This window comes from Cobetia sp. 2AS, assembly GCF_029846355.1.
In the GTDB taxonomy this organism is placed as follows: Bacteria; Pseudomonadota; Gammaproteobacteria; order Pseudomonadales; family Halomonadaceae; genus Cobetia; species Cobetia amphilecti.
The window spans coordinates 208,068-233,454 of the sequence record NZ_JARWKQ010000005.1 but is presented as its reverse complement, the minus strand read 5'-3'; the positions used below and the strand labels follow the sequence as shown (position 1 = coordinate 233,454).

General features: G+C 63.0%; 23 protein-coding genes. 8 read left to right on the top strand and 15 right to left on the bottom strand.

The genetic code is table 11. The features are described 5' to 3' along the window. Positions 1 to 45: 45 nt before the first annotated feature. The 3 genes from QD356_RS14315 to glnK all read left to right on the top strand — a co-directional run bounded on the left by QD356_RS14315 (position 46) and on the right by glnK (position 2,151). The gene (locus tag QD356_RS14315) at positions 46 to 384 is read left to right on the top strand and encodes a P-II family nitrogen regulator (RefSeq protein WP_043331582.1); all 339 of its coding nucleotides are present in this window, start codon (positions 46 to 48) and stop codon (positions 382 to 384) included. 31 nt (positions 385 to 415) lie between these two features. Then, complete coding sequence (locus QD356_RS14310) at positions 416 to 1,663, top strand: ammonium transporter (protein ID WP_192839056.1); 1,248 nt, start codon at positions 416 to 418, stop codon at positions 1,661 to 1,663. A gap of 149 nt (positions 1,664 to 1,812) precedes the next feature. Next, a complete protein-coding gene (gene glnK, locus QD356_RS14305) occupies positions 1,813 to 2,151 on the top strand; it encodes a P-II family nitrogen regulator (RefSeq protein ID WP_024951507.1) in 339 nt (112 codons plus the stop codon). A 130-nt stretch (positions 2,152 to 2,281) separates the two neighbouring features. Here the strand turns inward: glnK and QD356_RS14300 are convergent, their stop codons facing one another. Continuing rightward, positions 2,282 to 3,058, bottom strand: coding sequence for a ferredoxin--NADP reductase (locus tag QD356_RS14300; RefSeq protein ID WP_043331585.1), 777 nt, complete (start codon positions 3,056 to 3,058; stop codon positions 2,282 to 2,284). Between the two features lie 286 nt (positions 3,059 to 3,344). Between QD356_RS14300 and QD356_RS14295 the strand changes: the two genes are divergently transcribed. Then, a complete protein-coding gene (locus tag QD356_RS14295) occupies positions 3,345 to 4,292 on the top strand; it encodes a LysR family transcriptional regulator (RefSeq protein WP_192839055.1) in 948 nt (315 codons plus the stop codon). A gap of 144 nt (positions 4,293 to 4,436) precedes the next feature. Here the strand turns inward: QD356_RS14295 and QD356_RS14290 are convergent, their stop codons facing one another. Both QD356_RS14290 and QD356_RS14285 read right to left on the bottom strand, forming a co-directional pair. After that, on the bottom strand, positions 4,437 to 4,865 hold the full coding sequence (locus QD356_RS14290) for a host attachment protein (protein ID WP_043331587.1): 429 nt from the start codon (positions 4,863 to 4,865) through the stop codon (positions 4,437 to 4,439). Between the two features lie 256 nt (positions 4,866 to 5,121). Then, on the bottom strand, positions 5,122 to 7,065 hold the full coding sequence (locus QD356_RS14285; protein WP_192839054.1) for a methyl-accepting chemotaxis protein: 1,944 nt from the start codon (positions 7,063 to 7,065) through the stop codon (positions 5,122 to 5,124). Between the two features lie 335 nt (positions 7,066 to 7,400). Here QD356_RS14285 and QD356_RS14280 point away from each other — a divergent pair, with 335 nt between their 5' ends. Then, a complete protein-coding gene (locus QD356_RS14280) occupies positions 7,401 to 7,949 on the top strand; it encodes a hypothetical protein (protein ID WP_192839053.1) in 549 nt (182 codons plus the stop codon). Between the two features lie 143 nt (positions 7,950 to 8,092). Here the strand turns inward: QD356_RS14280 and QD356_RS14275 are convergent, their stop codons facing one another. The 7 genes from QD356_RS14275 to hemE all read right to left on the bottom strand — a co-directional run bounded on the left by QD356_RS14275 (position 8,093) and on the right by hemE (position 15,667). Beyond that, positions 8,093 to 8,821, bottom strand: coding sequence for an amino acid ABC transporter ATP-binding protein (locus QD356_RS14275; RefSeq protein ID WP_043331784.1), 729 nt, complete (start codon positions 8,819 to 8,821; stop codon positions 8,093 to 8,095). 78 nt (positions 8,822 to 8,899) lie between these two features. Then, positions 8,900 to 10,024, bottom strand: coding sequence for an amino acid ABC transporter permease (locus QD356_RS14270; RefSeq protein WP_043331588.1), 1,125 nt, complete (start codon positions 10,022 to 10,024; stop codon positions 8,900 to 8,902). Positions 10,025 to 10,034: 10 nt separating this feature from the next. After that, positions 10,035 to 11,225, bottom strand: coding sequence for an amino acid ABC transporter permease (locus QD356_RS14265; protein ID WP_043331589.1), 1,191 nt, complete (start codon positions 11,223 to 11,225; stop codon positions 10,035 to 10,037). A 241-nt stretch (positions 11,226 to 11,466) separates the two neighbouring features. Next, positions 11,467 to 12,492 carry an amino acid ABC transporter substrate-binding protein gene (locus QD356_RS14260; RefSeq protein ID WP_153635024.1) on the bottom strand — a complete coding sequence of 342 codons (1,026 nt, stop codon included), beginning with the start codon at positions 12,490 to 12,492 and terminating at the stop codon, positions 11,467 to 11,469. A gap of 430 nt (positions 12,493 to 12,922) precedes the next feature. Next, positions 12,923 to 13,786 carry a polyamine aminopropyltransferase gene (gene speE / locus QD356_RS14255; protein ID WP_043331591.1) on the bottom strand — a complete coding sequence of 288 codons (864 nt, stop codon included), beginning with the start codon at positions 13,784 to 13,786 and terminating at the stop codon, positions 12,923 to 12,925. Between the two features lie 287 nt (positions 13,787 to 14,073). Beyond that, the gene (locus tag QD356_RS14250) at positions 14,074 to 14,460 is read right to left on the bottom strand and encodes a VanZ family protein (RefSeq protein WP_192839052.1); all 387 of its coding nucleotides are present in this window, start codon (positions 14,458 to 14,460) and stop codon (positions 14,074 to 14,076) included. 109 nt (positions 14,461 to 14,569) lie between these two features. Then, positions 14,570 to 15,667, bottom strand: coding sequence for a uroporphyrinogen decarboxylase (hemE, locus tag QD356_RS14245; protein ID WP_043331592.1), 1,098 nt, complete (start codon positions 15,665 to 15,667; stop codon positions 14,570 to 14,572). 324 nt (positions 15,668 to 15,991) lie between these two features. Between hemE and ribA the strand changes: the two genes are divergently transcribed. Both ribA and QD356_RS14235 read left to right on the top strand, forming a co-directional pair. After that, positions 15,992 to 16,627 carry a GTP cyclohydrolase II gene (gene ribA, locus QD356_RS14240; RefSeq protein ID WP_043331593.1) on the top strand — a complete coding sequence of 212 codons (636 nt, stop codon included), beginning with the start codon at positions 15,992 to 15,994 and terminating at the stop codon, positions 16,625 to 16,627. A 135-nt stretch (positions 16,628 to 16,762) separates the two neighbouring features. After that, entirely contained in the window at positions 16,763 to 17,572 is an 810-nt protein-coding gene (locus QD356_RS14235; protein ID WP_192839051.1) for a hemolysin III family protein, read from the top strand. A gap of 158 nt (positions 17,573 to 17,730) precedes the next feature. Here QD356_RS14235 and QD356_RS14230 read toward each other — a convergent pair whose 3' ends face one another. The 5 genes from QD356_RS14230 to xseB all read right to left on the bottom strand — a co-directional run bounded on the left by QD356_RS14230 (position 17,731) and on the right by xseB (position 23,727). Further along, positions 17,731 to 19,032, bottom strand: a complete 1,302-nt coding sequence (locus QD356_RS14230) for a DUF4172 domain-containing protein (protein ID WP_192839050.1) — start codon at positions 19,030 to 19,032, stop codon at positions 17,731 to 17,733. A 674-nt stretch (positions 19,033 to 19,706) separates the two neighbouring features. Continuing rightward, on the bottom strand, positions 19,707 to 20,336 hold the full coding sequence (locus tag QD356_RS14225; RefSeq protein ID WP_192839049.1) for a glutathione S-transferase family protein: 630 nt from the start codon (positions 20,334 to 20,336) through the stop codon (positions 19,707 to 19,709). Positions 20,337 to 20,575: 239 nt separating this feature from the next. Beyond that, complete coding sequence (gene dxs / locus QD356_RS14220) at positions 20,576 to 22,498, bottom strand: 1-deoxy-D-xylulose-5-phosphate synthase (protein ID WP_192839048.1); 1,923 nt, start codon at positions 22,496 to 22,498, stop codon at positions 20,576 to 20,578. Positions 22,499 to 22,510: 12 nt separating this feature from the next. Continuing rightward, positions 22,511 to 23,443: a farnesyl diphosphate synthase gene (locus tag QD356_RS14215; RefSeq protein WP_192839047.1), complete on the bottom strand. Its 933-nt coding sequence runs from the start codon at positions 23,441 to 23,443 to the stop codon at positions 22,511 to 22,513. Beyond that, positions 23,443 to 23,727: an exodeoxyribonuclease VII small subunit gene (gene xseB / locus QD356_RS14210; protein WP_043331600.1), complete on the bottom strand. Its 285-nt coding sequence runs from the start codon at positions 23,725 to 23,727 to the stop codon at positions 23,443 to 23,445. Before xseB ends, QD356_RS14215 begins: the two co-directional genes overlap by 1 nt. A gap of 321 nt (positions 23,728 to 24,048) precedes the next feature. On the opposite strand from xseB, the gene serA reads away from it, so the two are divergent. Continuing rightward, positions 24,049 to 25,299 carry a phosphoglycerate dehydrogenase gene (gene serA, locus QD356_RS14205; RefSeq protein WP_043331602.1) on the top strand — a complete coding sequence of 417 codons (1,251 nt, stop codon included), beginning with the start codon at positions 24,049 to 24,051 and terminating at the stop codon, positions 25,297 to 25,299. Positions 25,300 to 25,387 lie beyond the last annotated feature (88 nt).

The window sequence follows — 25,387 nt, the reverse complement described above, 5'->3', positions numbered from 1 at the left end:
ATGCTTAACAAGAATGATCATTCCGGTAGCGAACGGGGGCAGCACATGAAACTGATCACCGCCATCATCAAACCCTTCAAGTTGGACGACGTGCGAGAAGCACTGGCCGACAACGGCGTGCAGGGGATTACCGTCACCGAAGTGAAGGGCTTCGGACGTCAGAAGGGGCACACCGAGCTGTATCGCGGTGCCGAGTACGTCGTCGACTTCCTTCCCAAGGTCAAGATTGAAGTGGCTGTCGATGACAGCAGTGTGGAATCGGTACTGGACGCCATCACCCAGGCGGCCAACAGCGGCAAGATCGGCGACGGCAAGCTGTTCGTCACTCCGCTGGACGATGTCATCCGTATCCGCACCGGTGAACGCGGCGCCGACGCTGTCTGAGCCCCGCGCACAATAACAAGGAGAACCCCGCATGAACGAGATCATCGAGGTCAAGTACGCACTTGATACCTTCTACTTCCTGGTCTGTGGCGCCCTGGTGCTATGGATGGCAGCCGGCTTTGCCATGCTCGAGGCCGGTCTGGTCCGCGCCAAGAACACCACCGAGATCCTGACCAAGAACGTGGCGCTGTTCGCCATCGCCTGCACCATGTACATGGTCGTCGGTTACCACATCATGTACTCGAGCGCCGAAGGCGGCTTCCTGCCGAGCCTGGGCTTCCTGATCGGTGCCGAGAATACCGCTGAGGAAGCGCTCGCTTCCGGTGGCGACATCTACTACAGCGCACGTTCCGACTTCTTCTTCCAGGTGGTGTTCGTGGCTACCGCCATGTCCATCGTCTCCGGTGCGGTCGCCGAGCGCATGAAGCTGTGGGCCTTCCTGGCCTTCGCCGTGGTCATGACCGGTGTCATCTATCCGGTGCAGGGTTACTGGACCTGGGGTGGCGGCTTCCTGAGCGCAGCGGGCTTCAGCGACTTCGCCGGTTCCGGCATCGTGCACATGGCCGGCGCTTCCGCCGCACTGGCAGGCGTGCTGCTGCTGGGCGCTCGCAAGGGCAAGTACGGCAAGAATGGCGAGATCAATGCCATCCCGGGCGCCAACCTGCCGCTGGCCACGCTGGGTACCTTCATCCTGTGGCTGGGATGGTTGGGCTTCAACGGCGGCTCCGAGCTGGTGCTGTCCAACATCGATGAGGCCAACGCGGTCGCTCAGGTCTTCGTCAACACCAATGCCGCCGCCTGTGGTGGTGTCATCGCCGCGCTGATCCTCGCCCGTCTGTGGTTCCGCAAGGCTGACCTGACCATGGCCCTCAACGGCGCGCTGGCTGGCCTGGTCGCCATCACTGCGGGTCCGCTGGCACCGAGCGTCGGTGCTGCCACCCTGATCGGCGCCATCGGCGGTCTGCTGGTCGTGTTCTCCATCGTCGGTCTCGACAAGCTGAAGATCGATGATCCGGTCGGCGCCATCTCCGTGCACGGTGTGGTCGGTCTCTGGGGTCTGCTGGCCGTGCCGCTGACCAATGACGATGCCACCTTCTCCGCACAGCTGCTGGGCGCCGCCTCCATCTTCGCCTGGGTGTTCATCGCAAGCTTCGTGGTGTGGCTGATCATCAAGGCCGTCATGGGGATTCGCGTCAGCGAGGAAGAAGAGTACGAAGGTGTGGATCTGGCCGAATGTGGCATGGAGGCCTATCCGGAATTCACCTCCAGCCGCAAGTAAGCCTGGACGCGACAGCACCTGCAGCATCAAGACTCCCGCCACCTGGCGGGAGTCTTTTTTCCTGACTGGATAAGCGGTGTATGCTTGAGTCAGAGACCGGCGTGACGAGCAGGCCTCGTTACCCGCACCATCACCCAAGGAGAGACACGATGAAACTGGTCACTGCCATCATCAAGCCATTCAAGCTCGACGACGTGCGCGAATCCCTGTCGGAGATTGGCGTGCAGGGTATCACCGTGACCGAGGTCAAGGGATTCGGCCGCCAGAAGGGCCACACCGAGCTGTATCGGGGTGCCGAGTACGTGGTCGACTTCCTTCCCAAGGTGAAGCTGGAAGTCGCGGTGGATGACGCCATGATCGATTCCGTGATCGAGGCGATCACCAATGTCGCCAATACCGGCAAGATCGGCGACGGCAAGATCTTCGTCTCGCCGCTGGAGCAGGTCATTCGCATCCGTACCGGCGAGACCGGCAAGGACGCCGTCTGAGCCTCTGGCGCAAGCCCCTGGCACTGACGTGCTGCCCCGACGGGTGACATGAGCACACAAAAAAACCGCAGGCCATCGGCCTGCGGTTTTTTCGTTTCAGCACTTGTCGCTCATGCGTGATGCTCGCGGATCACTTCTCGACAAAGGCACGCTCGATCACGTAGTCACCCGGCACGCCCATCTTCGGCGAGATGGCGAAGCCACGCGCATCCAGCATGGCGCTGATGTCGTCGAGCATCGCCGGGCTGCCGCAGATCATGGCGCGGTCGCGCTTCGGGTCCAGCGGCGGCAGGCCGATGTCCTCGAACAGCTTGCCGTTCTCGACCAGATCCGTGATGCGGCCCTGGTTGCGGAACTCCTCGCGCGTCACGGTCGGGTAGTAGATCAGCTTCTCGGCGATCTCTTCGCCCAGATACTCGTGCTTGGGCAGCTCTTCCGCGATCATGTCGGCATAGGCCAGCTCGGAGACATGGCGCACGCCGTGCATCAGGATGATCTTGTCATAGCGCTCATAGGTTTCCGGATCCTGGATGACGCTCAGGAACGGCGCCAGACCGGTGCCGGTGGAGAACAGGTAAAGGTTCTCGCCCGGCAGCAGGTCGTCCAGTACCAGCGTGCCTGTCGGCTTGCGAGAGACCATGATCTGATCGCCCGGCTGCAGGTGCTGCAGGCGTGAGGTCAGCGGGCCGTCCTGCACCTTGATGGAGAAGAACTCGAGGTGCTCCTCGTAGTTCGGGCTGGCGATCGAGTAGGCGCGCATCAGCGGCTTGCCTTCGACTTCCAGGCCGATCATCACGAACTGGCCGTTCTTGAAGCGCAGGCTGTCTTCACGCTGAGTGCGGAAGCTGAACAGCGAATCGTTCCAGTGATGGACGTCGATGACTTCGGTTGTGGTCAGACTGCTCACCTGATGGCCTCCCGGGGCGTGGCCCCTCGAATTCGATATTCTCTATTGGCATAAACAAATAACAGCTTATGACCCAATGAACTATGCAGCGATTGTAGTCACTGCAGGGTTATGCGTTAAATGGCTTATCTGGATATAGGTTATCTAGTTTACCAATATTGGTTGCGAATGAATCGCATTTCAACCTCGATCGTGCAGGGTCCGCCCGCTCTGACGGCGAATCCTGCGTTGCGTTCACTTTCGCCTCCTCATCTCTGCCCCTTCACTGCATGCCCCGGGAGGTCGAATGCGCTACAGCCTTCGCCAGCTGGCCGTCTTCGTGGCGGTCGCGCGGCATGACAATGTCTCGCTTGCCGCCGACAGTCTGGCCATGTCGCAATCAGCGGCCAGCACGGCACTGGCCGAGCTGGAGCGTCAGTTCGATTGCCGGCTGTTCGATCGCCATGGCAAGCGCCTGCGGCTCAATGGCCTGGGGCGTGAGCTGCTGCCCAAGGCGATCGCGCTGCTGGACCAGGCCGAGGAACTGGAGCAGCTGCTCGGTCAGCAGGACGCCACCGGCTCGCTGGAGATCGGCGCGACGCTGACCATCGGCAACTATCTTGCGCCACAGATCATCGGTGACTTTCTGCACCATCACCCCGCCAGCCGCGTCGAGCTGCACGTGCACAACACCCATCAGCTGATCGACAAGCTGGTGCACTTCGAACTGGACATCGGGCTGGTGGAAGGCGAGGTGGAGCATCCGCTGCTGGAGGCGACCCACTGGGTCAGTGATCGGCTGAGCATCTTCTGTGCGCCGTCACACCCGCTGGCACAGGGCGAGGTCACGCTTGAGCGCCTGCTGGCGGCACGCTGGATCATGCGCGAGCGTGGCTCCGGCACACGCAGCACCTTCGAGCAGGCATTGCGCCCACATCTGGACGGGCCTTCGACCAGCGTCTCCCAGCGCCTCGACATCATGCTGGAGCTGGAACACACCGAAGCCATCAAGCGTGCCGTGGAAGCGGGGCTCGGCATCGGCTGCATCTCGCGCCTCGCGCTGAGAGATGCCTTTCGGCGCGGCAGCCTCGTCGAGCTGCCCACTCCATGGCTGGAGCTGACGCGCGCCTATCGCTTCGTCCACCATCGTGATCGCTTCATCACCCAGGCGATGCGCGAATTCGTCGCCGGTTGCCGCAACCTGAGCGGCAGCGCCTCACGCAGTGACGAGATCATCCTGCCGCAGGTGCCGTGATTCGCACATGCAAGGCCTTCAGCAACCGAGCCTGATGGCACTATCTCCTCACGTCATGAGGCTCACAAGAATAGCGAGCACTCACACAGACGCCGCCAGCGTTTCCGCTGGCGGCGTCCTGGTCTCTGCATGACGGGGGAGTGATCAGTGAGTCAAGCCGGTGAAACGTGCCTTGATCTCATCAGCGCTCTCGTGGGAGAGGTCCTTGTCGACGGTTTCCGTCACCAGCTTGGCGACCGGCTTGTCGAGCTTGTCGCGCAGCGCCCCCAGGAACTTGGGCGCGGCGGCGATGATCAGCTGATCGAACTTGCCGTCATTGGCCGTCTGCTTGAGGTATTGCGCGACTTCCTTGGCGAAGAAGTCCTGATGCTTGTCGGAGGTCGCGCCATCATCGCCAGTCTGATGCAGGCTGCCGTGCCCGCCGCTGGATTCACCCTTGCCACCGGTTCTCAGGTCACCGGTATGCTGGCGGCTTTCAGGATGTACGAGGCTTTCCACTTCGGTGACCTTGCCAGCGGCACGGGCAAAGATACGTGCACGTGCGGCGTCGGCAGCAACGATGTAAGTAACCATTTACACACTCCCTGTCTCTCGTGAGGCGTCGTTGATGAAGAATGACGATCATCGCTTCGCTTTCAATTGACTACATGCTGGCACCCTTGCGCACATTCAACCCTTGCCGCTCATTTCCCGCACACTGCCCCGCCAGCCCGACGCCTGAAGGTCGACAGGAAAGCAGATAACCCAAAAACGCCAGGGCCGCCCCGAAGGGCGGCCCTGGCGTCTGATGCCTGACACTCGCGACTGACAGGCTCGCATGCTGACGGCCTTACCAGGCTTGCCAATCCAGCTCCTCCGATGCGACGGGCCTGGCAGCGCGGGGACGGGAGCCCTGTGCGGACAGGGTGCCTGCGCTGCGCGGCGCCATTGCGGGCGGCTGCGCAGGGCCATCCAGACGGAAGCGGCCCACCATCTCGGCCAGACGCGCCGACTGCTCGGAGAGCGCATCCGCTGCCGCGGCGGATTCCTCCACCAGTGCCGCATTCTGCTGTGTCACCTGGTCCAGCTCGGCCACGGCGCTGGAGACCTGTCCGACACCGTGATTCTGCTCCTGGGTGGCATGGCTGATCTCGCCGATCACCTCACTGACGCGCATCACGCTGGCGACGATCTCGTTCATGGTGCTGCCGGCCACCCTGACCTGTTCGGCACCATTGCGCGTGCGCTCGTTGGCGGAGCTGATCAGCGTGGCGATTTCCCGCGAGGCCTCGGAAGAGCGCTGGGCGAGGGTACGTACCTCACCGGCCACCACCGCGAAGCCACGTCCCTGCTCGCCGGCGCGTGCCGCCTCGACGGAGGCATTCAATGCCAGCAGGTTGGTCTGGAAGGCGATGGAGTCCATGACACTGACGATCTCGGTGATCTTGCGCGAGTCGTCATCGATGCCCTGCATGGTGGTGACGACCTCTCCGATCACCTCACCCCCGCGACGCGCGACCTCACTGGCCGACTTGGCCAGCCCGTCAGCTTCATGTGCGGAGTCCGCGGACTGGGCGACGGTGCCGGAAATCTGCTCCATCGAGGCCGAGGTTTCCTGCAGATTGGCCGCCGCCTGCTCGGTACGTGACGACAGATCCTGACTGCCCTGGCTGATCTCGGCGGCGGCGGTCTGCACCGCGCCGCTGGCGAGGCGAATCTCGCTGAGCACGCCATTGAGAGTCGAGACGAAGCGATTGAAGGCATTGCCGATCTCGGCGACTTCATCACGCCCGCTGACCTGAATGCGCCGCGTGAGATCGCCCTCGCCTGCAGCGATATCCACCAGCGCATCACGCACCAGTGCCAGGCCGCGCAGACTGCGGCTGGCGATCCACGACATCACGGCGGCGGCCCCCAGCAACACCAGCAGCGTCATGGCCAGCGTGGTCCACAGCTGGGCATAAAGCGGTGCATCCGAGTCGGCCACATCCAGGGCCAGCGCCAGACGCCAGCCGGTATCTCCCAGCCCTGCCGAATCCAGCTCGGCACTGAACATGCGGTAGTCACGCTGCTGGATATCGACCACCAGTGCCGACTGGCCAGCGGCCACCAGGCGATTGCTGCTGGCCAGGGTCTCGGGCGTCAGCGCCGATGCGAGTGAACTCATCGGCTTGAGCACCAGGGCATCATCCGGGTGGGCGATCAGCGTGCCGGTATCGTCGATCAGGAAGGCGAAGCTGTTGGGCGTCGGCGAGAGCTCGGCGACCGTTCGGGTGATGAACGCCAGCGGCAGATCACCACTGACCACGGCGACCAGCCGTGAGCCGCGATAGACCGGCGCCGCCACGCTGATTTCCAGTTCGCCACTGGTGGCACCGACATAGGGCGCCGTGATGACGGGCTTGCCGGTCGCCACCGCCGCCTGATACCAGCCACGTTGGCGCGGGTCATAACCTGCCCGCCCCGGGCGCCCATCGAAGTAACGGAAGCGACCATCCGGGAAGCCGACATAGGTCTTGCTGAAGTCGCCCTGCTTCATCGCCTGGGTCAAGGCGGCATCGGGGAAGTTCTCGAGGCTACTGGCCGCGATGCCGCTCACCGCGTTGATATGCACGCTGAACCACTGGCTCAGCTGGGCGGCGTTCGATCTCAGCAACTGCTGCTGGTAGTCGCTCTCATCGGCATGCGTATTGCGGAACGTGGTCCAGGCATTCAGGCTGCTGACGACCACCAGCGCCACCAGCACTAACGCCACACAGGCTAACGTGATGCGCGCACGTAACGAGGCAAACATCGCCACTCCTTGGTTCAAATCCATCGGGAAGGGGGCCGGGGGCGCCAGCGCAGAGCGCGTCGGTCTGCCCCTCGGTGGCAAGGCATGCAGGCATGCGGTGTACCGGCGTCATCATCGGTACGTGCCGCCCTCTGTATCGGCATGCCCGGCCTTTCCTTTACCCCGCCAGCCGCATGCAACGCTCCTCCATCGTCGCCATAACCGACACTGGCGTCGCGACTCCCGGACATGACGTCGATGGCGAAGTGCGTGCTAACATCCGCCCAACGCGGGGTGCCGCCTGCCCGTCTGCCACCGCTCCCCTCATCCTGTGGTCTTTTCTCGGAGAAGTTTCGATGCGCAATCTGCTCCTGATGCGCCGCCCGCTGCCCCGGCGCGTGCTGGTCACCGCTCACCTGATGCTGCAGCTGGGATTGCTGGCGGCTGCCAGTGGCTGGACGCTGCAGCACTTGACGCCCATCGGGCCTGACAATTCGCTGGTCGCGCAGTGGCCGGTACTGGCGCAAGGTGCCGGCGGCTTCCTGCTGGCCTTCGTGATGACGCGCCTGCTGTTCGAGTTGCTGATGGCGCCGCATCACCTGCTGAGCATCCGCGAGGGCAATCACACCCTGGATGCCGCGGCGCTGGTGACGCGCTCCATCTCGCGCCGCCCGGCGGTGCACGACAATGACGACAGCTGGGTCGGCAAGCCGCGCAGCGTCACCTGGCCGCGCGAAGGCGAAGAAGCGCCCGCTGCCACAGCGGCGACGGCGACATCTGCCGATACACCTGCCGCTGCATCGCCCAAGGCCGCGGCCAAGCCGCAGGAGCCAAGCCTGGGCAGCGATGAAGAGCTGCCAGACACCAACAGCAGCGAAGTACGCCGCACCGAGCCCAGCCTCTGATTGACCTCCCTATACAGAGACATCTAGCAAGAGTGAGCACCCACTGACTGCCTTGCGACTCACACACGACAACGCCCCACGTAATGGATATCACGCGGGGCGTTGTCTTTTTACGGCTTACAGCATCCGGTCGGTCCGTGGCCTCAATGCCCCAGAATCTGGCTGAGGAACAGCTGGGTCCGCTCGGACTGCGGATTGTTGAAGAACGGTTCCGGCGCGTTCTCTTCGATGATCTGGCCCTGATCCATGAAGATGACGCGGTCGGCGACGGTCTTGGCGAAGCCCATCTCGTGGGTCACGCACAGCATGGTCATGCCTTCATTGGCCAGTTCGACCATGACATCCAACACTTCCTTGATCATCTCCGGGTCCAGCGCCGAGGTCGGCTCATCGAACAGCATCACCTCCGGGCTCAGACACAGCGAGCGCGCGATCGCGACACGCTGCTGCTGGCCGCCGGACAGCTGGCCGGGGAACTTGTGGGCCTGATCGGCGATGCGCACGCGCTCCAGGTACTTCATGGCTTCGGCTTCCGCCTCGCGGCGCGGCCGCTTCTGCACCCAGATCGGCGCCAGACAGCAGTTCTCGAGCACCGTCAGATGCGGGAACAGGTTGAAGTGCTGGAACACCATGCCGACATTGCGACGGATCGCCTCGATCTGCTTGATGTCCTGGGTCAGCGGCATGCCGTTGACCACGATATCGCCTTCCTGATGCTCCTCGAGATGATTGATGCAGCGGATCATCGTCGACTTGCCGGACCCCGAAGGGCCACAGATGACGATACGTTCGCCCTTGCGCACGCTCAGGTTGATGTCACGCAGCACGTGGAAGTCGCCGTACCACTTGTTGAGGCCCTTGAGCTCGATCATCGGGCGCTCATCGGCGCCGGTGTTGCCCTGCGAGGCGGATGTTGTCGTTGTCATGATGAAGATTCCTTGGCGCCGTGATCAGCGCTTCTTGTGACCGGTATGCAGCAGGCGCTCGAGATACTGGCTGTAGCGCGACATGCTGAAGCAGAAGACCCAGAAGACCAGCGCCACGAAGGCGTAGCCCTCGATGGAGTAGCCCAGCCATTTGGGGTCGGCGAGACCGGCCTGCACGATGGCGAGCAGATCGAAGAGCCCGATGATCAGTACCAGCGAGGTGTCCTTGAACAGGGCGATGAAGGTATTCACGATGCCGGGAATCATCAGCTTGAGCGCCTGGGGCAGCACGATCAGCCCCATGTTGCGCCAGTAGCCCAGCCCCAGCGCCATGCCGGCCTCGGTCTGTCCCTTCGGGATCGCCTGCAGGCCACCACGCACCACTTCCGCCATGTAGGCACTCTGGAACAGGGTGATGCCGATCAGCGCGCGCACCAGCTTGTCGAGGTTGACCTCACCAGGCACGAACAGCGGCAGCATCACCGAGGCCATGAACAGCACCGTGATGAGCGGCACGCCGCGCCAGAACTCGATGAACACCACGCAGATGCTCTTCACGATCGGCATCTCGGAGCGACGCCCCAGCGCCAGCAGGATCCCCAGCGGCAGTGCCGCCACGATACCCACCACGGCCAGCACCAGTGTCAGCATCAGACCGCCCCACTCGTGGGTACCGACGATCTCGAGGCCGAAGCTGCCGCCATGCAGCAGGAAGTAGGCAATGAAGGGGAACACCGCCAGGCTGACGATGGCGACCCAGCCCTTGGCCGGCAGCTTCGGAATCGCCAGCCAGGCGATCAGGGCCGCAAAGACGGCGAAGACGATATCGACCCGCCAGGTTTCCTCACTCGGGTAGAAGCCGTAGATGAACTGATCGAGACGCGCACTGATGAAGACCCAGCAGGCGCCCTCCCCCGTGCAGTCCTCTCGTGAGGTGCCGCTCCAGCTGGCATCGATCAGCGCCCACTGCAGGCTGGGCACCACCAGCAGATAGACCAGATACAGCGCGAACAGCGTGAACAACGTATTGATCGGTCCGGCGAACAGATTGCTGCGCAACCAGGCCACCGCGCCGATGCTGTCGCTCGGCGCCGGACGGGAATCGATCATCTTCTCGGTGACCCGTGACAGGGTCTTTTCAATCGACATGGGCAGACCCTCAGCGCTCGACCAACGCCATGCGGGCGTTGAACCAGTTCATGAACATGGAGACCAGCAGACTGATGGTCAGATAGACCAGCATCGTCATGGCGATCACCTCGATGGCCTGACCGGTCTGGTTGAGCGTGGTACCCGCGAAGACCGAGACCAGATCGGGATAGCCGATGGCCGTGGCCAGCGACGAGTTCTTGATCAGGTTCAGGTACTGGCTGGTCAGCGGCGGGATGATGACGCGCAGCGCCTGCGGCACCACCACCAGACGCAGTGTCATGCCACCGGACAGCGACAGCGCCCGTGACGCTTCGGTCTGGCCGTGCGGTACCGCTTCGATGCCGGAACGCACGATCTCGGCGATGAAGGCTGCGGTATAGACCGACAGCGCGACCCACAGGGCGAGGAACTCGGGGACGACCGTGATGCCGCCACGGAAGTTGAAGCCCTTGAGCTCCGGCAGCTCCCAGCTCAGCGGCATGCCCATCGCGAAGTAGGCCAGCAGCGGCGCCACGATGATCAGGCCGAGCGAGATCCAGCCCGCCGGCAGGCGCTGACCGGTACGTGCCTGACGCTGACGGTTCCAGTAGCTGAAGATGCCGCTGGCGACGACGGCCAGCACGAACACGGCAATCACCACCGAGAAACCGCTGGAGGTGATGGGGGCCGGCACGAACAGACCGCGCACATTGAGGAAGAACGCCTCGCCCAGCGACAGCGAGCCACGCGGACTCGGCAGGGTTCTCAGGACGGCGAAATACCAGAAGAAGATCTGCAGCAGCAGCGGGATGTTGCGGAAGACTTCGATATAGACCGCCGCCAGCCGTGAGATCAGCCAGTTGGGGGACAGACGCGCGACCCCCATGACGAAGCCGATCACGGTCGCGGCAATGACACCCAGTGCGGATATCAACAAGGTATTGAGCAGGCCGACGATGAAGGTATCGCCATAGGTGGATTGCTCGGAATAGTCGATCAGGCTCTGCAGGATGCCAAAGCCTGCGGTGTTGTCCAGAAAGGCAAAGCCGGTGGTGATGCCACGGCTTTCGAGGTTGGTCAGGGTATTGCTGACGATGATCGCCAACACACCGAACACGCCTGCCAGCATCAATAGCTGGAAGATCAGTGCCCGCTTGGCCGGGTCACGCCAGAATGGCGGCTTGACCGTGGCCGGCGGGCGAGAAGCAGGTTGTGTCATACAGGCAATCTCCGCCGGAAAGCTATGCGACTTCCGCCTGCCGTCCTATCGAACGGCAGATCAGTTATCTCTCGGCACACGATGAATGGGTCACGAGGAACAGGCTGGGCCTCATTAACCGGGGCCCACATGACGCTGGCCAGAGGAAGTGGAGCAAGACGCTCACTTCCCCTGGCCAGCGTCCTTGCTCAGCCTGTCATGAGGGGCAAGGCCCACCCGCAGTACAGGGCGAGCCCGCGCATCAGCGAACCGGCGGGGCGTACTGGACGCCGCCATCGGTCCACAGTGCGTTCAAGCCGCGCTCGATACCCAGTGCGGAGCCGGTACCGACGTTGCGCTCGAACATCTGGCCGTAGTTACCGACCTGCTTGATGACCTGGTAGGCCCAGTCAGCCGGCAACCCCATGGCTTCCCCGTAGTTGCCATCGGCACCGACCAGGCGCGCGACGTTCGGGTTGGTGTCCGACTTCTTCTCTTCGATGTTGTCGGAGCTCAGCCCCATCTCTTCGGCGTTGATCTGGGCGAACAGGGTCCATTTGACGATGTTGAACCACTGGTCATCACCCTGACGGACGACGGGGCCCAGCGGTTCCTTGGAGATGACTTCCGGCAGCACCATCGCGGACGCCGGATCGGAGAGCTTGATACGCAGTGCGTAGAGCTGGGATTGGTCGGAGGTCAGGACGTCACAACGACCGGCCTCGAAGCCCTTGACGGTCTGGTCGGAGGTATCGAAGACGACCGGCTCGAAGGACATGTCGTTCAGGCGGAAATAGTCCGCCAGGTTGAGCTCGGTGGTGGTGCCGGACTGGATGCAGACGGCTGCCCCGTCCAGCTCCTTGGCACTGGAGACGCCCAGGTCCTTGCTGACCATGAAGCCCTGGCCGTCGTAATAGTTCACGCCAGCGAAGTTGAGGCCCAGTGAGGTGTCACGGGTCGCCGTCCAGGTGGTGTTGCGGGACAGGACATCAATCTCGCCGGACTGCAGCGCGGTGAAACGCTCCTTGGCCGTCAGCGGTACATAGCGCACCTTGCTGGCATCGCCCAGCACGGCTGCCGCGACGCCGCGGCAGACGTCGACATCGAGGCCCTGCCAGTTACCGGCGTCATCCGGTGCCGAGAAGCCCGGCAAGCCGGTGCTGACGCCACACTGGACAAAGCCCTTTTCCTTGACGCTATCCAGGGTCGCGGCACTGGCGCCTGTCGCCATGGAGGCGGCCAGGACAGCGGCGCTAGCGATCAGCAGTGGCTTCTTGTTGTTATGCATCGTGATTCCCTCGCGAAAGTCTGGAGTCCGCTCGATCAGCCTCGAGTCAGAAGTGGTGCAATGCATTGCATGGCACCTACCGACAATAGCAAGCCGCGTTCCAATTTCCGCCTATCGCGTGATCCGCTGCGTTCAACGCTGAAAAAAGCGCTAAAACCCAGTGATATAGGCCAAAGCCTCGGGGTGGGGCGGCGGATCATTCCGCGCGATTGCCGCGCAGTTAGGCTCATGGCGAGACCAGTTCGCCTCATATCGGTGCAAAATAAAAACGGCCGTTTCATTGCGAAACGGCCGTTGGCGGTGCAGCGATGTGGCGCGAGTGGCAGATTGCGACCAATGTCTCGGTCTTACTGACTCAACGCTTGTTCATCCCATCAGGCACGTTTTCGTGCCTGATGGGGCTTCCCTGCCACCGCAAGGTGCATGCAGATCACTTCTCCAGCAGGCGCTGCATGAAGGGCGGCAGCACCAGGGCGGCGCGATGGCCTTCGACGGTATAGAAGTCACGCGCGAAGGTGGCGGCAGCGGCATCTTCCTCGCGGAAGGACTTCACGTCACAGCCCTTGCCCGCCAGAGTGCAGCTCCACCAGCCGGACGGATACACCGGCTGCGGGAACGGCAGGGTCGCGACGCTATCAAAGCCCGCTTCGCCCATGTCGTTGCGCAGGTCCTTGATGATGGAATCGGTGTGATAGAGCGGGGACTCGCTCTGCTGCACCATCAGGCCGCCCTGCTTGAGGATACGATGGCAGCGCTTGAGGAAGTCAGTCTTGAACAGACCTTCCGCCGGGCCGACCGGGTCGGTGGAATCGACGATCAGCACATCGATGCTCTCGTCCGGGCAGTTGTCGACCCACTTGACGCCATCCTCGAACAGCAGCTCGGCGCGCGGGTCGTCATTGGACTCGACCAGCGCCGGGAAGAATTGCTCGGAGGCACGCGTGACCGCCGGATCGATATCGATCTGGGTGACCTTCTCCACGCCCGGGTGCTTGAGCACCTCACGCAGGGTGCCGCAATCGCCACCGCCGATGATGACGACACGCTTGGGGTCTGCATGAGCGAACAGCGCCGGATGCGACATCATCTCGTGATAGAGGAAGTTGTCACGGTCAGTCAGCATCACGCAGCCGTCCAGCACCATCAGGTTGCCGTAGGTCTCGGTGGCATAGACTTCGAGGTGCTGATAAGGGGTCTGCTCGTCATGCAGCTTGTGGCTGACCTTGAGCGAGAAGGCGCTGCCGTGGCGATCGAAGATTTCAGTAAACCAGGAGCCATCGAGACGTTCGGTCATGGGGGACCCTCGCATTGGATATCACAGACGGGATATCAAGGTATGGATAGAGACGGCACGATGGCCATCGGAAATTGCGCCAATCAGCACTGCGCCAGCGTCAGGCCGGCAGTTCACGGCCCGCATGAAGACCATGCGGCGTGATGTCGTGATACGCGACATGCCGGGCAAGCGCCAACATGGCGCAGGCGCTGCACCATAGCCAAAGACGGCCGGAGTGGAAAGTGTTGATGCATGACAATTTCAGACAGGCCGCGTATCGATGACACGCGGCCCGGAGGAGAGGCTCAGCGAGAGGCCGGCCCGAGGCGGACCAGATGCAGAATCAGCCTGGCGCACTGAAACACTCCCAGCCCGATGAGGATGCCGGCGAGGTCCGCCAGTGCATCCAGCACCTCAGCGCCGCGATAGGGAATCGCCAGCTGCAGACATTCGATGGCGACGCCCAGCAGCAGCAGTGCCGGCAGGATGATCAAGCTGGTCAAGCCCGCCAGCCGTGTGGTCAGCGCCAGCAACGCGAAGGCGGAGAAATGCTGCAGCTTGTCCCAGGGGAAGGTCTGCTCCGGATGCGGCACGCCCGGGGAGAGCGTGCCGAACAGGATCAGCAACAGGCACAGCAGCGCCACGAATGCCCAGCCGCGGCGCGGGATGAGACGCTGCTCGACCGGCGTCATGCTGACACCCCCGCTGGCCGGCGCCCTTCTGCTTGCTGCCCTGCTGCTTGCCACCTTCTATAGGCAGCAACAGGGGTGGCAGCAGAGAAGGCCATGACGGGCTCTCCCATCAGCCGCGGGCGACCGGTGTCGCATTGGCGGCGTCATCCTGATGGTAGGCCGGGCTCAGCTCGTGCAGCGCGTCCATCAGGGCATTGACGTTACCCGGGTCGGTGAACTGGCTGATGCCGTGCCCCAGGTTGAAGATGTGGCCCGGGCCCTGGCCGTAGCTATCGAGGATACGCCCGACTTCGGCACGAATGGCGGCCGGCGTACCGAACAGCGCATTCGGGTCCAGGTTGCCCTGCAGGGCCACCCGGTGGCCGACACGCTCACGCGCATTGGACATCTCGGTGGTCCAGTCGAGGCCGACGGCATCACAGCCGGTGGCAGCGATGTGCTCGAGCCACTGGCCACCATTCTTGGTGAACAGGATCACCGGTACACGGTTGCCTTCGCTGTCCGGCTTGAGGCCAGCGACGATCTGCTCCATGTAGCGCAGCGAGAACTCGAGATAGGCTGGCGTGGACAGGGTGCCGCCCCAGGTATCGAAGATCTGCACCGCCTGAGCACCCGCGGCAATCTGGGCGTTCAGGTAGTCGGTGACGGCCTGCGCCAGGGTGTCGAGCAACTGATGCATGGCTTCCGGATTGGAATACATCAGGCCTTTCACATGACGGAAGTCCTTGCTGGAACCGCCCTCGACCATATAGGTGGCCAGTGTCCACGGGCTGCCGGAGAAACCGATCAGCGGCACGCGGCCGTTCAGCTCACGGCGGATGGTGGACACGGCACGCATGACATAATCGAGATCACGCTCGACATTCGGCACGCTCAGCGCCGCGATTTCCTCGGCAGTCCGCACTGTCTTGCGGAATTTCGGGCCTTCGCCAGTCTCGAAGTAAAGGCCCAGCCCCATGGCATCCGGGATGGTCAGGATGTCGGAGAACAGGATGGCGGCATCCAGCGGGAAGCGCTCCAGCGGCTGCAGCGTCACCTCACAGGCACGCGCGGTGTCCATGCAAAGGTCCATGAAGCCACCGGCCTGACCGCGGACTTCGCGATATTCCGGCAGATAGCGGCCAGCCTGGCGCATCATCCAGACGGGAGTACGGTCGACCGGCTGACGGGCCAGCGCGCGCAGGAAGCGATCATTCTTCAAGGTCATCGGAATCACACATCAGCTCGGGGAATGTCTCGGCATTCTATCAGAGCCTGAGAAAAATCCCGCCCATCGTGGTGATGCAACAAATGCATTGGCAAATCGCCCCGCCTTTATAGTTCCTTTGCTGGCGTCATCCGACCATTGTGGTGGTGGCGGCAACAACGCTTTTCCATACAGAGCGATGAGTCATCGGCCACAGACTGGTAAACTCGCCACATGACTGCATGCTGGCCGCCGGTATCTCGAGCGACTCATCGAGACATTGCCGGACCACCGCATGCCCGCGCTTTTTCAGCCCGGCGATTGTCCGGGCGTTCGAGGTGAACAGTGACCATTCGATTCATCGCCGCCTCGCGGCTGCCAACGCCCTGGGCGACCTTCACCATGCACGGTTTCGAGGATGAGACCACCGGCAAGGACCACATCGCCCTGACTCTGGGCGACATCGATGACGGCGCGCCGGTGCTGGGCCGCGTGCATTCCGAGTGCCTGACCGGCGACGCCCTCTTCTCGATGCGCTGTGACTGCGGCTATCAGCTGCAGGAAGCGCTCAAGCGCATTGCCGCCGAAGGCCGCGGGGTGCTGCTCTATCTGCGTCAGGAAGGCCGCGGCATCGGTCTGCTCAACAAGATTCGCGCCTATGAGCTGCAGGATGGCGGTGCCGATACCGTCGAAGCCAATGAGCGCCTCGGCTTCGGGGCTGACATGCGCCGCTACGATATCTGTGTGCCGATGCTGGAGCATCTCGGCGTCAGCACTCTCAAGCTGATGACCAACAACCCGCGCAAGGTCGATGCCCTGACGCGTGATGGTGTCACCATCAGTGAGCGCCAGCCGATCACCACCGGCCTGAATCCGCACAACGAGCACTATCTCTCGACCAAGGCGGGCAAGCTGGGCCACATGATGGCACTGGACGATTTCACCCAGGCAAGCGACGTGGATATCGAGCGCAGCGAGTAGCCACGCAAAGGGGGAGCCTGATTGGCTCCCCTTCCTTTATATAGGCAAATTGACTGGCTGGCGCAGCGAGCGTGACATGACGACATCACCCGCCAGGGAGTAGGCTGGAGTCGAACCCGCGCCGGAGACATCGCCATGCGCAAAGACTCAACGGCTGCATCATCACAGCCTTCTTCATCGCAACCTCAGTCATCACAGCCTTCGTCAACACGGCCCGCCTCGACACATCCTCAGGCATCCCCCTCTTCCAGCGCATCGCCTGCCGATGACGCGAATTCACGCGAAACCTCCGCGACGCCTGCTCTCTATACCCGGCTGGAGGAATGGCTGCACAGCGCCAGCCACGGCATCGGCGCCGTCATGGGCCTCGTCGGCATGATCGTGCTGATCGTGATGGCCAGCCTCGCCGCCGAAGTCGACCCCTGGAAGATCGTCAGCGTCAGCCTTTACGGCCTGACTCTGGTGGTGCTGTATGCGGCCTCGACGCTCTATCACGGTATCCGTCATCCACGCCTGAAATATGCCTTCCAGCTGCTGGATCACTGCGCCATCTATCTACTGATCGCCGGCACCTATACGCCCTTCCTGCTGGTCAATCTTCGCGGCCCGACCGGCTGGACGCTGTTCGCCATCATCTGGTCGCTCGCGCTGGGCGGCATCTTCCTCAAGCTGCGCTGGCCTGAACGCTTCAGCGCCCTGCGCGTGAGCGTCTATCTGCTGATGGGCTGGTTGATCGTGTTCGCCTCGCCGATGCTGGTCGAGAAGCTCTCCGAGACGGGACTCATCCTGCTGGTCGCCGGCGGCATCACCTATACCCTGGGCGTGATCTTCTTTCTGATGACGCGGCTGCGCTATCATCACGCCATCTGGCACCTGTTCGTGCTTGGCGGCAGTACCTGCCACTTCTTCGCCATCTATACCGCAGTGCTGCCGTATTCCGTATGACGTGATCGGGTCCGCCACGCTGGCCGGCGCTCTTGAGCACACCGGCTTGAGAACACGGCACTGAGAACACGGCACTGAGAACACGGGCAAGCCACCTCAAAAAAGCGGGAAGGGTCGTCATGACCCTTCCCGCTTTTTTTCGCGATTTTTTTGACGCTTCAGGGCTCGTCTCTCACAGGGCTATCTCCCTGAGGGGCGAAGACCGGCAAGCGATACCGGGTGCCACGCCCAACACCGTAACTTTCCAGTACCTGCTTCGCGGTCAGGTCGGCGAGATCGCGGGCGGCGGTAGGGTCGGAGGTATCGACCAGGGCGCGGTATTCGGCGCGCCCCACGCCCTCTTCGTCATCTCGCTCCAACAATGTCAGTACCAGCTCGCGCTGGCGGGCATTCAGCGGCGTACGCGCGTGCTCCAGCCACAGTCGCTCGGCGCGCTGGACGCGCTGGTAATGGAAGGCCGTCCGACGGCCGGCGTCGCGCAGTCGCAAAAGCCACCACTCGGCCCAGACATTCATGTCACCGGGCGGTGCGTCCTCCCCCTCACCATTGAGCGCGCGGTCCAGCTGCTGCGGCAGCTGATGCCCGCTGGCCGAGGTCTGGGGCTTGCCGAGATAACGCTGCTCCAGCTCGCGCAATTCATCCTGATGCTCGAGCACCACCGAGAACAGCGCCTGGCGGCGCCAGCAGAGTTGCTCCAGCGCTTCCGGCTCCCAGCGCTCGGCGACCTTGCCGACAAACTCGCCCTGCTGCTGCAACGCGGCCAGGGCATCGATTCGTGTCAGCCAGCGCATCAGCAGCAAGCGCCCGATCAAGCCGTTGCCCAAGGCCAGCGGTGCGAGCGCCTGCCAGTGCGCATGCAGCTGCAGGGCATTCAACACCCCTGAGTTATCCACATCCGGTTCTTCCGTCGCCAGACGCTGCCAGAAGACATCCAGCTCCCGGTCCAGCGCATCGGGGTTCTCCGCCGGGGCGCGATAGCGCAAGCGCTTGAGACCGTAACGACCGCTGACCGCTTCGTAGCGCGCCTCGCGCCATGCACCGAGTGGCTGACCACTGCTGCGCGGCAGGAAAGGCCCCAGACGCCGATGCCACTCGAGCACCTGTTGGCGGGTCAGCGGCTGGAATGCCGTGCGCACGACTTCCAGCGTCACATCCACGAAGACGTCGACACCAGGCGCCGGTCCGCGCGGTGACTCCTGATGGCCGGACTCCAGCCCCAGCGCCTGATACAGCGCATCACGCAACGCCGCCCGCCCGAGCACCACGCCGGACAGCTGGGCACTGGCTTCCATCTCTTCGCTGAGGAGCGTCGCCTCGAGACGCAGGCGTTGTCGGGGATAGAGATTCTGCCCCTGAGCGACCAGCGGCGACATCACCGCCTGGGTCGCCGCCAACTGCCCCATCAAGGACATGACCTCCAACCGCCCCTGTGGCCAGTCAGGCTGCTGCCAGATCCACATAAGTTGTTATTCCCATTGAGGTTTTCACCAACATCTTATCAAAAAGATCCGCAATAAACCATATATCGAATCAATTGATGATGCGCAAAATAGACAAGATGCGATCATCGCTCTCGATTTGATCAATATCATGTCATGAAAATCTAATAAACCTCTCAACCCCATGATTTTCATCGGATATGTCGCCACTCACATCGCATGAGTGCTGCCCTCGCCCTCGTCATGATCAATTCTTGGACATCATGGCGAAAACATCCAATTATCGAATCATAAATAGATACGCAAAAGTCTAAACAGCGCATCATTCACCACCGGATGCCTGAAACCCGCCCTCGATCGAGGGCCTGCCTCGCGCCGCCCTGCCTCGAACTGATCTGTCTCGAACTGGCCTGCCTCTAACCGACCTGAGTCAGCCCGCCACCAGCAGTCTGGGACGCGCCCCAGACAGTTGACGCCGCTGAACGAGCAGGGCGCCCCCTCAACCTCGTCAGGCGTCCTGAAAGCGCCTCTAAGGCCCAGAAACGCAAAAGGCGCCACCCTGATATCAGGATGGCGCCTCGTGGCGTGTGCGCGCTCTCAGAGCGCTCTCATGGCTTCACTACAGGATATGCAGGACAGGTCAGCCCGTCAGCTTGGCCTGTGGCGGCGTTCGATGACGTTTCCGGCAACAGGGCTCAGTGTTGCTGACGCTCCTCGGCGGCCTGTTGCTCGCGCTGGCGGGCCCGCTCGCAGGCAGGACGCGCCCGCACCTCTTCGCCCCATTGTTCAAGCACGGCCGGCAGAGGTTGCCCGGCCATCTGCGCCCAGCTGAGGGTCTGGGCGAGGAAGATATCGGCGACACTGAATTCATCGGCCACCAGCCAGCCCTGACCATCGAAGCGGCGCTGAAGTGCCTTGAGAGCACGCTGGAATTCCCATTGGGCTGTCTGCTTGATGGCATCACAGCGCTGGTCCTCCGGCAGCGCGAAGGTGTGCTTGGCCAATGTCCACAGCGGCTGCTCAAGCTCGGTGGTCAGGAAGCTGAGCCATTGATCCATCTGTGCCTGCCCGGCCAGCGATTGTGGCAGCAGGCGCCCTTCTCGCGCCGCCAGGTAGCGACAAATGGCACTGGACTCGAACAGGGCCAGCTCACCATCCACCAGGGCTGGCGCCTTGCCGTCGGGATGGATGGCCAGATATTCAGGGCTGTGCCCCTCACCGGCCTTCAGGTCCAGACTATGAATCCGGTAATCGAGCCCCAGTTCCTCGAGCGTCCAGGCGACCCGCAGCGAGCGGGAATTCGGATAGCTGTAGAGAGTCAACATGGTCGGGCGCACTCCGTGGCGTTGCGGTGGTGACTGGCGCAGGTGAAGGCTTTCGCGCCAGCCAGGCCCTGGCTGCTTGAGCAGAGGGCTTGATGGTCATCCAGCATGGGCGGGAAGTCGCGGAGTTTCCATGCATCCTTCGCCGTCTCGGCGCAGGCAGTCACGCAACGAAAAACGCCTGTGGACAACTCGAACTCTCGAGTCATCCACAGGCGTTTCGGTATTGCATGCCACCAGGATCAGCCGCCGAGGCGAGCCTCGATACTGGCGCGGATGCCGGCGGCATCCAGACCGCAATCACGCAGCAGCTCGACCGGCTTGCCATGCTCGACGAAGCCATCCGGCAGCCCCAGCAGCAACATGGGCTGAGCCAGTCCCGCGTTCAGGTAGAGCTCGGCCACGCCGGCTCCCGCGCCACCCGCGATGGCATTCTCTTCGACGGTCACGACCAGGTCGTGCTCCGCGGCGATCTCGAGCAATGCCTCACGGTCCAGCGGCTTGATGGAGCGCAGATTGAAGTGGGTCGCGTCCAGCGCCTCGGCGACCTCGGCCACCGGCGTGTTCATGCTGCCCACGGCGACGATGGCGACACGCACCTCGGGGCTGCCACTGATACGACGACGGTATTCCCCCTGACCGATCGCCATTGGCGTCAGGTCGGCATCGGTGGCCACCCCCGGCCCGGTGCCGCGCGGATAGCGCACCGCGGCAGGCCCGGGGTGCGCCAGTGCCGCGCTCAGCATGCCACGGCACTCGGCTTCATCGGCCGGCGCCATCAGCACTAGCTCCGGCACGCAGCGCAGGAACGACATGTCCAGGCTGCCGTGATGCGTCGGGCCGTCTTCGCCGACCAGGCCGGCACGGTCGATGGCAAAGGTCACGTCCAGTTTCTGCACTGCGACATCGTGGATCAGCTGATCATAGCCACGCTGCAGGAAGGTGGAATAGATCGCCACCACCGGCTTCATGCCCTCACAGGCCATGCCCGCTGCCACTGTCACCGCGTGCTGCTCCGCGATGGCGACATCGTAGTAGCGATCAGGATATTCCTTCGAGAAGCGCACCAGATCCGAGCCTTCCCGCATGGCCGGCGTGATGCCGATGACGCGCGCATCCGCGGCGGCGGCGTCACACAGCCAGTTGCCGAAGACACTGCAGTATTTCTGCGGCTTGGGAGCCGGCGCGTCGGTGACGGCAGGCGCCTGCTCGGCTGCCTGAGGCGCGGCCTTCTCGAGCTTGGTGATGGCGTGATAGCCGATCGGGTCACGCTCCGCCGGCAGGAAGCCCTTGCCCTTGCGCGTCACCACATGCAGGAACTGCGGGCCATCCAGATCACGCATGTTGCGCAACGTCTGCACCAGCGCCGGCAGGTCATGGCCGTCGATGGGGCCGATGTAGTTGAAGCCCATCTCCTCGAACAGCGTCGCCGGACTGATGAAGCCCTTCATGTGCTCTTCGGTACGCTTGGCAAGCTCCAGCGCACCCGGCAAGGGCGACAGCAGTCGCTTGCCGTTGGCGCGCATCTGGGTATACGGCTTGCTGGCCAGAATACGTGCCAGATAGCTTGCCAGGCCGCCGACGTTCTCGGAGATCGACATCTCGTTGTCGTTGAGCACGACCAGCATATTGGCCTTCACGTGCCCGGCATGCGCCAGTGCCTCGAACGCCATGCCAGCCGTCAGGGCACCATCGCCGATCACCGCACAGGCGCGCCGTGACTCACCCGCCGTGCGGGCGCCGAGCGCCATGCCCAGCGCCGCACTGATCGAGGTGCTGGAATGGCCCACCCCGAAGGTGTCGAACTCGCTCTCGGCACGCTTGGGGAAGGCAGACAGGCCGTTGTACTGGCGCATGCTGTACATGGCTTCACGACGGCCGGTCAGAATCTTGTGCGGATAGGCCTGATGACCCACGTCCCACACCAGACGGTCATGGGGCGTTTCCAGCGCATGGTGGAGGGCCACGGTCAGCTCGACCACACCGAGCCCGGCACCGAAGTGCCCGCCGGTACAGCCGACACTGTACAGCAGGTAGGCGCGCAGTTCGTCAGCCAATTGGCGCAGCTGTGCCGCGCTCATGGCGCGCAGCGCTTGAGGTGTCTCGACCGCATCGAGCAGTGGCGTCGCGGGGCGCGCCTGAGGTATCTCGTCAAACAGCTTCATAGGCGTCAGGAATCAGTGGTCTCGCTCGATCATGTAGCGCGCCAGCACCGCGAGTGGCTCTGCGGCCTCTCCCAACGGTGCCAGGGCATCCAGGGCCTCTTGCAGTAGCTGACCTGCTCGCTCTTGAGCACCTACGAGTCCAAGCAGCGAGGGATAGGTCGGCTTGTCGCGCGCAGCGTCAGCACCGGCCGTCTTGCCAAGCGTTGCGGTGTCGCCCGTCACGTCCAGGATGTCATCCTGGATCTGGAAGGCCAGGCCGATAGCCGAAGCGTAGCGCTCCAGGGCAGCAAGACGCGAATCCTGCTCGTCGACTGCCACCAATCCGCCCAGACGGACCGCAGCGCGAATCAGCGCGCCGGTCTTGTAGGCATGCATGCGTGACAGCGCCTCTACCTCGCGGAACTGCCCGACCGCCTCCAGATCCAGCGCCTGACCGGCCACCATCCCGCGCCGCCCGGAGGCCTCGGCCAGGGTACGCACCAGGGCCGGTGTCCGTACATGGCCGGTCGTCGCCATCACTTCGAAGGAGAGCGTCAACAGGGCATCGCCCGCGAGAATGGCGGTCGCCTCATCGAAGGCGCGATGCACGGTGGGACGGCCACGCCGCAGGTCGTCATCGTCCATGGCCGGCAGGTCATCATGGACCAGCGAATAGGCATGCACCAATTCGAGCGCCGCTGCCGCCGCGTCCAGCGCAGCGCGGTCAGCGGCCTCTTCATCGCAGCCCAGGGCACGACCCACCGCATACAGCAGCACGGGGCGCAGACGCTTGCCGCCACCCAGCACGCTGTAGCGCATGGCGTCCTCGAGACGCTCACTCACCGCCGCACTGCCGGGAGTCAACAACGCCTCAAGCACGGCCTCACTGCGCGCCTGTCCCGAGCGGATCAGCTCGCTGGCCTGCGATGCAGTCGGCGTGACTTGCGTATTCAATCCACCTGACATCACCAGTCCTTCTCCTCGTCCGCTTCACCCGCCATGCTGCCTGCGGCATCGGGCGCCGTAAACGCCGTGGGCGTCAGCGCCCCCTCCGGGCCTTCCACCAATGCCTGCAGGCGCAACTCGGCACTGTCGAGCCGCTGCTGCGCCTCGCGCGCCAGGCTCACGCCCTCTTCAAAAGCGCCCAGTGACGCTTCCAGCGACATGTCGCCAGCCTCGAGCCGCGTCACCAACCCTTCAAGACGGGCCAGGGTGGCGGCGAAATCCTGTGGCACTTCCTTTTCGGCCATGGGTGCTCTCGCTCATCCGACCGGGCGGGCCCGGTGTCTCTGTGTGGAGCGCCAGTATAACCCGAAGGGCTTCACGACGCTGCCCACCCCCTGCGCACGGAGGAAGAGTCACATCAAACGGCTGTGCTGTGAATTTTTCATGCCCGGCACGCGGACATTTCATCCGGAGGCCCCGTCGGCTGTGATATTCTTTGCTCCCCTGTTGACAGCACGCCCCGCTGTTTCTCTGGCATTTTCTTGAGGTGTGACACGCCAGCAGGTCATGAAAAAGACCAAACGAACAGAAACGCCGGCATGACCGGCGAGAGGGTTGATCCGACAATGGCCAAGACGTCCCTGGACAAGAGCAAGATCAAGATTCTATTGCTCGAGGGTGTCCACCAATCCGCCGTGGATAATTTCCTCAACGCGGGTTACACCAACATCGAACTGCTTCAGACCTCGCTGGCCGAGGAAGAACTGATCGAGAAGATCCGCGATGTGCACTTCATCGGCATTCGTTCCCGCACTCAGCTCAACGAGCGCGTGATCTCCGCTGCCGAGAAGCTCACCGCCATCGGCTGCTTCTGCATCGGCACCAACCAGGTCGACCTGGAAGCCGCACTGAAGCGCGGTATCCCCGTGTTCAACGCGCCCTACTCCAACACTCGCTCGGTCGCCGAGCTGGTACTGGCCGAAGCCATCATGCTGATGCGCGGCGTGCCGGAGAAGAGCGCCAAGGCACATCGTGGCCAGTGGATGAAATCCGCCAAGAACAGCCATGAAGTCCGCGGCAAGACGCTGGGCATCGTGGGCTACGGCAGCATCGGTTCCCAGCTGTCCGTGCTCAGCGAATCCCTGGGCCTGGACGTCATCTACTACGATGCCGTCACCAAGCTCGGCATGGGCAATGCCCGTCAGGTGGCAAGCCTGGAAGAGCTGCTGGCGCGCGCTGACATCGTCACGCTGCATGTGCCGGAAATCCCCTCCACCAAGTGGATGATGGGCAAGCAGCAGTTCGCGCTGATGAAGCAGAACAGCGTCTTCATCAATGCGGCACGCGGCACCACCGTCGTCATCGAAGACCTGGCCGAAGCCCTCTCCAGCGGCAAGCTGCTGGGCGCCGCCATCGACGTCTTCCCGGTAGAGCCGAAAGGCAACGGCGAAGAGTTCGTGTCTCCGCTGCGCGAGTTCGACAATGTCATCCTGACGCCGCACGTCGGTGGCTCCACCATGGAAGCCCAGGAAAACATCGGTGTCGAAGTCGCCGAGAAGCTGGTGACCTACTCCGACAACGGTACCACCATCGGCTCGGTCAACTTCCCGGAAGTCGCCCTGCCGGCGCACCCGGAAAAGCACCGTCTGCTGCATATCCACGACAACGTCCCGGGCGTGCTGTCACGCATCAACCAGGTGCTGTCCGAGGAAGGCATCAACATCTCTGGCCAGTACCTGCAGACCAACAACACGGTCGGCTATGTGGTCATCGATGTCGACAAGGCCTACGGCAAGAAAGCGCTCGAAGCGCTCAAGACCGTCGACCATACCCTGCGTATCCGGACCCTCTACTCGGAAGCTGATTTCGAGAACTGAGTCCGCGTTCTGCTTCATGGCCGTGGAGCAGAGGGCAGGCAAATGAAAACGCCGCAGCCAGAAATGGCTGCGGCGTTTTTTATTCCGG